This is a genomic window from Rhodococcus sp. P4_B6 (genome assembly GCF_056402215.1).
The window spans coordinates 1-11,014 of the sequence record NZ_JBFUHV010000232.1 but is presented as its reverse complement, the minus strand read 5'-3'; the positions used below and the strand labels follow the sequence as shown (position 1 = coordinate 11,014).

9 protein-coding genes and 1 pseudogene are annotated in these 11,014 nt (G+C 62.7%); 5 read left to right on the top strand and 5 right to left on the bottom strand.

Annotated features, from left to right (window positions below; translation table 11 throughout):
• A partial coding sequence (locus AC1DWT_RS46070; protein WP_477925820.1) for an SDR family NAD(P)-dependent oxidoreductase occupies positions 1-688 on the bottom strand: 688 nt, incomplete at its 3' end.
• A 509-nt stretch (positions 689-1,197) separates the two neighbouring features.
• Here AC1DWT_RS46070 and AC1DWT_RS46065 point away from each other — a divergent pair.
• Together AC1DWT_RS46065 and AC1DWT_RS46060 are read left to right on the top strand one after the other, a co-directional pair.
• Complete coding sequence (locus AC1DWT_RS46065) at positions 1,198-2,349, top strand: ABC transporter substrate-binding protein (RefSeq protein ID WP_206012907.1); 1,152 nt, start codon at positions 1,198-1,200, stop codon at positions 2,347-2,349.
• Positions 2,350-2,373: 24 nt separating this feature from the next.
• Positions 2,374-3,138 (top strand): SDR family NAD(P)-dependent oxidoreductase, encoded by a 765-nt coding sequence (locus AC1DWT_RS46060; RefSeq protein WP_206012906.1) that lies wholly within the window; start codon positions 2,374-2,376, stop codon positions 3,136-3,138.
• A gap of 62 nt (positions 3,139-3,200) precedes the next feature.
• On the opposite strand, the gene AC1DWT_RS46055 is transcribed toward AC1DWT_RS46060, so the two are convergent.
• The 4 genes from AC1DWT_RS46055 to AC1DWT_RS46040 all read right to left on the bottom strand — a co-directional run bounded on the left by AC1DWT_RS46055 (position 3,201) and on the right by AC1DWT_RS46040 (position 7,124).
• Positions 3,201-4,139, bottom strand: coding sequence for a PDR/VanB family oxidoreductase (locus AC1DWT_RS46055; RefSeq protein WP_206012905.1), 939 nt, complete (start codon positions 4,137-4,139; stop codon positions 3,201-3,203).
• Positions 4,140-4,205: 66 nt separating this feature from the next.
• Positions 4,206-4,406 (bottom strand): ferredoxin, encoded by a 201-nt coding sequence (locus tag AC1DWT_RS46050; RefSeq protein WP_206012904.1) that lies wholly within the window; start codon positions 4,404-4,406, stop codon positions 4,206-4,208.
• An 83-nt stretch (positions 4,407-4,489) separates the two neighbouring features.
• The gene (locus AC1DWT_RS46045; RefSeq protein WP_241031658.1) at positions 4,490-5,659 is read right to left on the bottom strand and encodes a cytochrome P450; all 1,170 of its coding nucleotides are present in this window, start codon (positions 5,657-5,659) and stop codon (positions 4,490-4,492) included.
• Positions 5,660-5,903: 244 nt separating this feature from the next.
• Positions 5,904-7,124: a fatty acid desaturase family protein gene (locus tag AC1DWT_RS46040; RefSeq protein WP_072944170.1), complete on the bottom strand. Its 1,221-nt coding sequence runs from the start codon at positions 7,122-7,124 to the stop codon at positions 5,904-5,906.
• A 192-nt stretch (positions 7,125-7,316) separates the two neighbouring features.
• Here AC1DWT_RS46040 and AC1DWT_RS46035 point away from each other — a divergent pair, with 192 nt between their 5' ends.
• From AC1DWT_RS46035 to AC1DWT_RS46025, 3 genes and pseudogenes are all read left to right on the top strand, one after another.
• Entirely contained in the window at positions 7,317-7,721 is a 405-nt protein-coding gene (locus AC1DWT_RS46035) for a hypothetical protein (protein ID WP_206015950.1), read from the top strand.
• A pseudogene (locus AC1DWT_RS46030) lies at positions 7,718-10,069 on the top strand (WXG100 family type VII secretion target). The gene AC1DWT_RS46035 and the pseudogene AC1DWT_RS46030 overlap by 4 nt, the downstream one beginning before the upstream one ends.
• Positions 10,066-10,809 (top strand): hypothetical protein, encoded by a 744-nt coding sequence (locus AC1DWT_RS46025; RefSeq protein ID WP_206012902.1) that lies wholly within the window; start codon positions 10,066-10,068, stop codon positions 10,807-10,809. The pseudogene AC1DWT_RS46030 and the gene AC1DWT_RS46025 overlap by 4 nt, the downstream one beginning before the upstream one ends.
• Positions 10,810-11,014 lie beyond the last annotated feature (205 nt).

Here is an 11,014-nt window from a genome sequence, read left to right as displayed (position 1 = left end):
GAGCGAACCCGAGCGGGTCTCGGGAGGTCGCACCGCCCTCGACCGGAATCAGGCTGCCGGTGATGTAACCGGCCGCCGGGGACAGCAGGAATCCGATGGCGCCTGCCACCTCGTACGCCTGCCCCAAGCGCTCGAGCAGAGCCTGGTTGACGATCGATTCTGCTGCTGTCCGGCCGATCCGGTCGAGCGTCTCGACCATGCGGGCGGTCAGGAAGAACCCCGGGGTAACGCCGTTGACTCGGACGCCCGCCGGACCGTATGCGGCCGCGAGTTGCTTGATCCAGGTGTTCAGCGCCGCCTTTGCGGGACCGTAACCGGGGGCGGCCGGGCTGGCGTACTGGGACCACGAGCTGGAGACGAAGACAATGGATCCGCCGCCGCTGCGGGCGATCAGCGGACAAAGCGCTTGCCCGAGAAGAAACGCGTGCCGGGTATTGACACGGAAGTCGTCTTCCCAGTCGGCCAAGGTGAACTCCGCCAACGGCTTCGGAGTCGTCCTGCCGACGACGTCGACAAATCCGTGGATCTCCCCGACTTCGTCTTCGATGAACTTCACGAGTTCCGCGACGCCGGACTCGGACGTCACGTCGGCACAGAGTGAAGGGCAGTTCAGGGTTCGGCTGATCGACTCCGCGCCCGCGGGGTCGACGTCGACGCATACCAATTCGGCGCCCATGGAGGCCAACATGCGACTGGTGTGTTCCCCGATGCCACTTCCGGCCCCGAGTACGACAATCCGATGTCCGTTCAACCGGAGAAGTCGGCCGTACTCGACATCGGCGGCGGCGACAGGCACATTGGATCTCAGTGCTTGGTGCAATGTCAGTTCCTTTACGGATCAGTTCGGGGGAGCGGAGGCAACTGTGCGCGAACTATCGGGTCCGACGAAGAAGGCGCATGAAACTCCGAGTTGGATGCCGTTGCAACACAGAATCTCTCATGAGGTGAGAATCGCATCCCGGGGGTATACGAGCAACCGAAAATGTCTATCGGGGTGATAGTTCCCGGGTATGTCGATCGACCTTGACACCTCGGTGCGCTGCTGGTCCACTAGTGGCCAGCCGATTTGGGTGAGTGAACGTCCTGTGATATCGCGTGCGGGAACTTCTGTGGTTTGTACGATTCGGGATCGGCTGTCCACTTTCAGGCGAAACGATCGATTTTGCCTGCCCTGATGTTGTGAGCTTAGGGAGAGCGATGAGCAAGGATTTCCACCGTGTCGAATCCGCCGGGCGAATTCGCGGAGCGGCGCCCGGGTCTGCAATCAGCCGGCGCAATGTGTTCAAGTTTGCCGGCGCTGGAGCGCTGGCCGTCGGTGTCGGTTCCGTACTCGCCGCATGCGGCGGAGGCGGCGGAGCAGCCGGAACGCAGGGACCGAAAGCAGCTGGTGCGCTCGCGAGGCCGACTCCATTCGTCGTGGGATCGTCATCCGGCGACAACTTCCTGATCGATGCGATCAATGTCGCTCAAAACCAGTTCTCCCTCTTCAACCTGGAAGTTCCCAAGCTCATCTACCCCCAGAGCGGTGTGCAAGGTTTGCAGATGGTCAGTGCGGGCGCGATCGATGGCGCTGCGATGGACACGATGGGCGCAATGCTCGCCTTCGCCAAGAGTCAGAACGGCAAACGGCCGGTGATTGTCGGTATGCGCATGCCGGTCAACACCTACAACCTGATCGTGGGGCCGGGTAACTGGCCCGGTGAGAACGCCTCTTTCGTCGAAAAGATGGCTTCCTTGAAGGGGAAGACGATTGGTGTCACCGCGATCGGTGCAGGTACCGACAACATTCTGAATCTGGCGCTCGAGGCGGCTGGGATGGAACGCGATGACATTACTGTCCTCGGGGTTGGGCAGCTGTCGGCGGCCATCGCCCAGATGAAGAACGATCGGCTCGATGCCTATGTGGGATTCACGTTCGGCGCGGGTCTGTCTGTTGCCACGCAAGTCGGTGGCCGGATGCTGATCGATTTCAGTGCCGCCGGTACCCCGCAGCTGTTGAGTGATCTGCAGGTTTGTCCCTTGGTCATGCGTGAAGACAAGGTCGAAGCGAATCAGGACACTGCCGACGCGTGGCTTGCTGCGCAGTGGGAGGCCAAGACATGGATTACTGACAATCGGGCTGCTGCGGCACAACTCCTCAACGAGGGAACCTTCAACAACGAGGCACCGGAAGACGCGGCCAGGACAATCGATTTCATGGTCGATCGTGTCTTCCCGAAGGTCGGTCCCAACTGGAAGGTCACTCGTAGCGGGATCGAGCATGCTGCCGAGGTGATGGACCGGCTGGGCATGCTCGAGAAGGGCGCGGTGCACTACGAAGACATCGTCCCGCCCTTCGCACGCGTCTGATCTAGGTAGCAGAGGGATTCTCGCATGATCAATCAGATAGCAGGTAAGAGTGACGCATTCGATCTGTCGAACAAGGTTGCGGTCGTCACCGGGGCAGGACGAGGGATCGGCCGTGCGTGCGCACTCCACCTTGCAGGCGCGGGCGCCGACATCGTCCTGGCCTCTCGAACTTCAGCGGAGCTGGACGCTGTCGCACATGAGGTGGAGGCGCTCGGCGCGAAGGCGCTGGTCGTACCGTGCGATGTCGCCGACTTCGACGCGTGCGATGCCGCGATCCGTGAAGCCGTCGATGTGTTCGGTGACGTCGATGTTCTCGTCAACAGTGCCGGTGCGGGGGCTCCCTGCGCGGTGATCGACGCCGATCCCGCCGACTGGGCCCGTGTGGTCACACTGAACTTGATAGGCACGTTCAATATTGCGCGAGCCGTTCTCCCCTTCATGATCGAGGCGGGCGGCGGCCGGATCATCCTGATCGGGTCGGGTCACGGGCATTCCACGACGGCTGGATTTTCGGCCTACGGTGCGTCCAAGGCGGGAGTCAGTCATCTCACGAAGACCTTGGCCGAAGAAGTCTGGGAGCATGGTATCGACGTGAACGAAGTGATTCCCGGGCCAGTAGCGACACAGCTCACTCGAGGTCTGGTCGCAGTGGGTGAAGCCCCTGACGGCTTGCCGAGTGAGCGTGTGAAGTTGCCGCATGAAGTCGCAGAACTGGTCGGGTGGCTGGCCCAGCAGCGCGTCGGCGGTCCCACCGGGCAGGTCTTCAGCCTGGCACGTAGAGCGTTGTAGATCGTCATGCCCTGGCCGAAAAGGTAGAGCCCTTGCCCCCGTGGGGGCAAGGGCTCTACCGGTCAGAGGTCGATGGCGAGACGCGTACTCAGTGCACGCGAGACGCAGATCATCATCGTCTTGCCGGCCTCGCGTTCACGCTCGTCGAGAACGGAATCCCGATGGTCCGGGACGCCGTCCAGAACCGCGACCTCACACGAGGCACACGTACCCTCCATGCACGACGAGAGGACCGGAACACCCGACTGTTCGACGGCGTCGAGAATGCTCTGACCGGGATTCACGGTAATTGTCTTCCCACTCTGCACCAGTTCTACTTCGAACGCAGTCTCGGCTGCGTGCTCGTCGATGGCTCGCGGGGAGAAGCGTTCCACACACAGAGAATCCGAAGGCCAGGTCGGCCGGCACTGGTCCTCGACCGCGGCGAGAAGCGGTTCAGGTCCACAACAGTAGACCAAGGTCTCGGGATCGGGATCTGCCAGTGCTGAACCGAGATCGATGAACCCGACCTCGTCCTGCGGATAGAGATGAACGCCGGCGTGGTCGAATTCCAACAGCTGATCGACGAAAGCCATCGACTTGCGTGAGCGGCCACCGTAGTGAATCGCCCATCGGGCACCCGATTTCGCCGCAGCGTAAATCATTGGCAGCATCGGGGTGATACCGATCCCGCCCGCAATGAAGAGGTAGTTACGTGACGGCCGGAGTGGGAACAGGTTGCGTGGCCCCCGTGCCGTCACGAACGACTTCTCCTGCAGTTCATCATGAATTCGTTGCGATCCGCCCCGGCCCGAGACGTCCCGGAGCACCGCGATCTTCCAACTGCCACGGTCGGCGGGATCTCCGCACAGCGAATACTGGCGAACCATGGATTCCGACAGGATCAACTCGATATGCGACCCCGGATCCCACGCCGGAAGATCCGATCCGTCTTCGTTTCGTAACTCGAGTTGGATGATGTCATCGGTGAGGACCGTCCGTTGTTCGACCACGAGTCTCACTTCGGTTCCGTTGAACGAATTGCGCACTGTGAAGCCTGCTTTCCACCCATCGATCGGGCACCGTGATCAATCCGTGTGCACCACAATGGCTCCGGATGGACAGATACGTTCCGATTCGATCACCCCCTCTTGCTCGCTGGGGAGGACGTTCTCCCGAAGAACGAACACCAGACCGTCGTCGTCGTTCTGATCGAAGATGCCCGGCTCACGCCCGACGCAGAGTCCCGCCGCAATACACTTCGTGTTGTCTACCGACACCCGAATCACAACCGCTCCTTGCCATCGAACTTCCTCACGGGCCCACCCGGCAGGTGAAGCCCGCACCATGAGTTGTCTGTGTGGTTCGTTCGCTACCAGGTAACCGGGAATTCGTGGACCCCGTAGAACGCTGAATCATCCTTGAATCTGAGCTGTTCGATCGGCTGTGCCGACCGGAGACTGGGAATGACGTCGAACACGGCCTCGATCACAACTTCGAGTTCCATGCGCGCGAGAGCCTGCCCGAGGCACTGATGAACGCCGTACCCGAAGGCCATGTGCTGGCGGGCTTCCGGCCGGCCGACATCGAGTACCTCCGGATTCGGGAAGATGGACTCGTCCCAGTTCGCCGCGGACACCGCCGCAATGAAGCCGTCGCCCGCCGGAATCGTTCGACCGCCGACCTCGATGTCTTCGAGCGCCAGGCGCATCGCATTGCTGTGCGTGACCGACGTGATGCGGAGAAGTTCCTCGATGGCGTTGGTGACGGTGACCTCGCCGGAGGTGATTCGCGCCAGCTGGTCTGGATTCTCGAGTAGCGCCATCGTTCCCAGGGTGATCACGTTGGCGGTGGTTTCATGGCCGCCGAGGAGGAGGAGATTCGCGTCCATCAACGCATCTTCGCGGGTCAGATCACCGTTGGACACATGGTCCGCCAAGAAGGTCATGACGTCGTCGCGGGGCTCGACACGGCGCGCGTCGAGCAGTCCGCCGAGGTAGTCGAGCAGTTCGTCGGTGGCCTCCGTGATTTCGGTGGGGGTGGCTGTGCGTGAGATCCGTATCGCACTCTTCTCCTGGAAGAATTCGTGATCCTGATAGGGGACGCCGAGTAGTTCGCATGCGACTGTCGACGGCACGACCAGGGAGAACTCGGTGAAGAAGTCGACAGGCGGAGTCTTGGTGACCAGGTTCTCCAGGAGTTCCCGTACCAACTTCGTCACAGTCGGCCGCAATGCCTCGATCCGATGAACGGTGAAGAAGGGGATCAGTAGTCGGCGCCGTCGGCTGTGCTCTGGTCCGTCCATCCGTTGGAGGGATTCGTCCTGCATCTTGGCTGCCTGATCGGACGCGGACAGGAAGGGAAAGTTGGGTCTTCTCGTCTGCGAACTGATCGAGGATGACCGCAGGATCGAACGGATGTCGTCGTAGCGCGTCAATAACCAGGCCGAACGGCCATCCCAAAGGTTCACCTGCGCAACCGGTTGAGTATCTCGCAGTTCGCGGTACCCGGCAGGCGCGGAGAACGGGCAAGTCCTGCGCATAGGGAATTCGGGAGTGGGAACAGGTGACGCCATAGGTTACCTCCACACATCAAGGGATTTGTGACGACGGTCTCACTGATCCTGGTGTCGGCGCACGGCAGCGTCAAGGAACTTCTCCGGCTCAGCGGCTATCGCCGCGATAGCCGTTTCTTGCTTGTGTTGCGGTGGTGGGAACCGTTGCTGCCCAGGTGATCCTGTTCGATCAGATCCGGTGCAACGCTTCCGGTACGCGCGGGCGTCCGGGTCAGTTGCGGATCATCGCCAGCGCCGTGCGCAGCCCGCGCCGCTTACCGGTCGCAGGGTCGACCCCGAACACTTCCTTCATCCCACCCCGGATGCGGAAGCGCAGTTCCGACGCCGTCTCCGGTGCGTCGTCCGCGGACGCCGACAGGAAGCGGTTCGGCAGGGCGAGTTTGAAGATGGTGCGCAGGGTGAGTCCGTACTGGTGGGGGAGGGAACCCGTCGTGTACGGGAGGTCGTACTTGTCGCACAGTGCCCGCATTTTCACGCCGATCTCGGCGTAGCGGTTGCTGGGGAGATCCGGGAACGCGTGGTGCTCGATCTGGTAGCAGAGATTGCCGCTCATGAACGCGAGCACCGGGCCCGCGTGGAAGTTCGCCGAGCCCAGCATCTGGCGCAGATACCACTCGGCCTTCGTCTCCTGGTCGAACTCCTCCTCGGTGAACTTCTCGGCACCGTCCGGGAAGTGGCCGCAGAAGATGACACCGTAGGCCCACAGGTTCCGGATCACGTTGGCCGTGATGTTCGCCGTGAGGGTGCTCTTCCACGCCGGGCCGGTCAGCGCCGGGAACACCACGTAGTCCTTGCCGACCTGCCGCGCGATCTTCCGTCCCACCTCCTTCGCGTTGCGAAGGGTTTCGGCGCGGTCGTAGTCGCCGCGCCGGATACTCTCCACGTCCAGGTGGTGCAGCGCGACACCCCACTCGAACAGCAACGCCAGCAGCACGTTGTAGAACGGCTGCGCCAGGTACACCGGCGACCACTTCTGGTCGCGGGTCATCCGCAGAATCCCGTAGCCGACGTCGCTGTCGAGTCCCACGATATTGGTGAACTTGTGGTGCACGTAGTTGTGGGAGTGCTTCCACCCCGAGGACGGGCATGTGTTGTCCCACTCCCAATTCGACGAGTGGATCTCGGGGTCGTTCATCCAATCCCATTGGCCGTGAATGACATTGTGGCCGAGTTCCATGTTCTCGATGATCTTCGCCGCACCCATCAGGGCGGTACCCAGGAGCCACGCCGGTCTCTTCCGGCTGCCGAACAGGACAACCCTGCCCGCAATCGCCAGTGACCGCTGCAGCTTGATCGCCCGATCGATGTACCGCGCGTCGCGGGCGCCGCGGGACTCCTCGATGTCGGCGCGGATCGCATCGAGTTCCGCGCCCAGCGCCTCCACGTCCGCCTCGGTGAGGTGGCTGTACTCCTTGATATCTGTAATGGCCATCTCGTCTCGGTACCCGGTTCGTGCCATTCCCAATCCGCGTATCCGCCCAACCGATGCACAACCGTGTCGTGGTCACACGTCCGTGTGAGGGTGGTCCGCTATTCTCTCCACGGTCGCCGAGCATTCGGTGGCCCGGGTCCAGGGGTGGACCTCGATGCAGATAACAGGGGGAAGTCGATGTCAGAGGGCGATATGACGTGGCCGGACAGTGTCATCGGTTCACTGGACGGAACAGGCGCGATGCAGCCTCCGCTGGCGAGCGTCCCAGGATTGCCGCCGGTGCTCGGCGGACCGGACGTCACGGTCGTCAAGGTCGACCCCGACATGCTCCGTGCGATGTCCGGTTCGCTCGGCGCCATCGCCCGTGAGGTCGAGGCGCTGGGCGGCCGGCGGAGCTTCGACGACGCGGGCCGGGCCGTCGAGGGGTCCGACACCGCCGCCGCGTGCCGGGACGCCGGCGACATTCTCGCGTCCGCGCTCGGCGTGGCAGCCAGTCGCATCGACGAGATGGCGTTCATCGCGGGTGACGGGGACGAGAACTACGACGTCACCGACACGGCGTTCGCTTCGCAGCTGTCGGCGATGGGGGAGATGTGATTCCGCCGAGGTCGCAACTGCACGTCTGGAACCCGCAGGACCTGAGGTCAGCGGGCGAGGAAATCGGTCGGACCGCCGAAGACACGCGAAGCCGGGCCGAGGACGTCTATCGGGTCGTCGCGGATCTAGGCCTCCACGACGACTGGCGCGGCCCGTCGCAGGCGGCCGCCGAGCAGCGGGCGAACACCGAGCGGACGGAATTCCGTCGGCTCGCAGACGATCTGGAGGATCTGTCGACCGCCCTGGTGGGCGGGGCCGATCGCCTCGGTCATGCACGGGACTACGTCGCCGCCGTGATCGACAAAGCGGCGACCGACGGATGCACCGTCTCCGACGACTGGCAGATCGTCAGTCGGCCGAAGACGATGAGTGACGCCGAAGCCGCCGAGCACGCCGACCTGATGGAATACTGGCGCAGCCAACTCGATGGGGCACTGACGGAACTCGACAACGCCGATCGGGACATGGCGACGGCGATCCGGGACGCCCTCGGGGCCGTCGCGGCGAGCGCCCCCGCGTCGGCGGGCCTGTCGGGGCACGAGGGCACCGAGTTGGGCGAGCTGGTCGCGCGAGGCGGTTCCGACATTCCGCAGGACGTCCGTGACCGCGTTGCGCGGGAGATCGCGGCCGCCGGGCTCACCCCAGCACAAGTGAAGACGCTGGCCGACGGCGGCAAGGTCACCGACATTCCGCAGGGAACTATGGATTTCCTCCAGCAGTTCTACACCGCAGCCGGCAAGGACGGCTTCCTCGCACTCTCAGAGCAGTACAGCGAGAACGGTCGCACGGAGGCCGCGAGCGCGCTGTCCAACGGCCTCGCCGTCGTGTCGAACTACAACGTCGGCAGTGCAGCCGGTGACGTCGGCGGACAGAGTCACATCCCGGAAAGTCTTCGTGGGCTGTTCGAGGGACCGGTGACGTCGACCGGCAACCTCGCGAAGGGCGCACACGACGCCCCGCAGCAGTCGATGGTCGTCAACAACGGCCACGACCTGGCACGATTCACCAAGGCGTTCGGACTCGCGGACCCTGCCGTCCAGCAGGGCAGTGAGCTGAGCGAGAATCTCCTCTCCCGTGCCGGCGAGATCGCGTCGGCCACCAACGACAAGAGTCTGCTGATCGGCGACTCCTTCGACCACAACGTCCTGGGCCGCGACGGCGTCGACACACTCCTGCAGGACATGATCGGGGTCGGTGGCCGCGATCACGTCGCCGTCCACAACATCCTGTCCGGTGAAGGCATGCCGACCGGCTACAACCGCGACGACGTCGTCATGCCGCTGCTCCAGCGCGATTGGGCCGAGGGCGGCGAACAGAACGTCGCCGGGATGTTCGACTGGATCGCCGGCGACGCCAGACCCTCCGATCCGTCGGACCCCGGAGAGATGTTCCGGTCGCAGCAAGCCGGCGAATCGGCCTTCGGGCTGGCACAGATCCTCGCGGCCAAAGACGCCGAACTCCTCGACATCCCCGGGATGAAAGGCCAGGCCATCGGCGAGGTAAACCCCGAAATCACCCAGGCTTTGGGCACATCACTCGCACCCTACATCGGCAATATGGTGGGGGTGCCCGAGTCCTTTACCGGAACCAATGCCTTCAGCGGCGAATCGGGACATGCGCACTTGCGGCTGGAGGAAGTGCCGCGAATCTTCTCTGTGATCGACTCCAACGCCGACGCGGCGGGCTACTTCAACGCGCAGGCCCTGGGAGTGTCGGCGCAACTGGAACAGGCATGGGCTGTCGACGGCCAGACACATCAGAATCCCCACTACCAGTACGGGGGATGGGCGGGCAATCTTCAGGGCGTGGTGGACAAGGGGTTCGATCTCGAGTTCGCCGACCGACTCGGCGACGAAACCTCCTAGAACGCAGCCGGTTTCGAGAGCAAGGGGGTTGCCTACGACACGATCAGGACAGTTATCAGCAAGGGCGTCGAATTCATTCCCGTCGCAGGCCCTCTGATTTCGAGCGGAATCGATCTCGCCGACCCGACGTTCAAGAGCGCGGTCATGGGCTCCATACCGGACAGCACACTTCAGGCGAACACTGACTTCGCCGACAACGCCTTGCTGGCAAATCAGTACTACCAGATTGCGTTGGGTTTGCAGGCGGCGAACGGTGGGGCCCTGGAACCGTACGAGGGGCTCGATCTGTTTCGCGATGGCGAGAATGGCCCACTGCTTTCATACGACGAGATTGGCGCTGAAAATCCTTACCAGAGACTCCCTCTGCTGCAGTCCGGCTTGGTCGGATACATGACGGACTCGGGCATCACGGGACTGGGCAATTTCATTGACGCATTGAACGCGGGCCGTGATCAGGTGAAGGACTTGAGGTACGGGCAGTGAGGCGGCTGGGCATCCATACGATCGCTGCAATTCTCTTGTTGTCGGCGTGCGGATCCGAGCCGACACGAGAACCAGTCGTGTCGCCGGCAGTTGACTCTGCTACGTATTCCATTCCCGACAACATCGACTACAACTACCGTTGGTCGGCGGATCCCGGCATCGACTTGTTCACCCCCGCGGCGACAGTTGTCAGGGCGTACGTGGAGTCGTACTACCTGACAGTCAGGGCCCTTACCTCGGGCGCGGGATATCCGGGGTTCTCGAAAGCTGTGGACGAGAGTCTCCGGACCGACTACGGCAACCCCCACGATCTGGCGAGGCGAAACTTTGTCGGTACGCAGTTTCAACATCTGCTTTGGATGACACCGACCGAACACGGTTGGTTTGCGACCGTGTGCACAGGCGACTACTCGGTGATGCGCGAGGGCGACGACGGAAGATTCTTCAACGTCGGAACGACAAATATCGTGGCGGAAACGGTGGAGATTTCGATGAAAGACTCGAGCACCGGCATCCAATCGGCGAAAGGTCCTGAACGTGCTCCGATCGCCGATGTATTCGGCGAGGCGAGAGTAGTTGACCACGTAAAGAGCGCACGAAATCAAGATGCGTTCCTCGAATGCCTGAACCGGATGCCGGACGGGCCGTCGAATCGGCCCACGAAGTGGGACCTCCCGCACGACGCCCCATACCCGACGCTTGCTCCGTATCCGGGCTGGCCGCGGTACGACGAGAACTGATATGGACGCAGATTTGTCAAGAGGGCAGCAGGAGGCGGACGTCCAGGACCGTCGTCGAGGGACGTCCGCCTCGGGTGGCCCCGGATGAATCTGTTGGTTGGTGGCGAGCGTGTCGGTTGTCGACGCGTTGTCGAAGTCTGATATGCGCGGGTTGGCTACCGCAAAGACAGTTGTTCGGCTGGAGTGGATCGCTGGTCTAACCTCG

Bases quoted from the DNA above. Each gene is read 5' to 3' on its own strand.
- AC1DWT_RS46065 (WP_206012907.1), top strand. From the start codon at position 1,198: ATGAGCAAGGATTTCCACCGTGTCGAATCCGCCGGGCGAATTCGCGGA.
- AC1DWT_RS46060 (WP_206012906.1), top strand. From the start codon at position 2,374: ATGATCAATCAGATAGCAGGTAAGAGTGACGCATTCGATCTGTCGAAC.
- AC1DWT_RS46045 (WP_241031658.1), bottom strand. From the start codon at position 5,659: ATGCGCAGGACTTGCCCGTTCTCCGCGCCTGCCGGGTACCGCGAACTG.
- AC1DWT_RS46040 (WP_072944170.1), bottom strand. From the start codon at position 7,124: ATGGCCATTACAGATATCAAGGAGTACAGCCACCTCACCGAGGCGGAC.
- AC1DWT_RS46035 (WP_206015950.1), top strand. From the start codon at position 7,317: ATGACGTGGCCGGACAGTGTCATCGGTTCACTGGACGGAACAGGCGCG.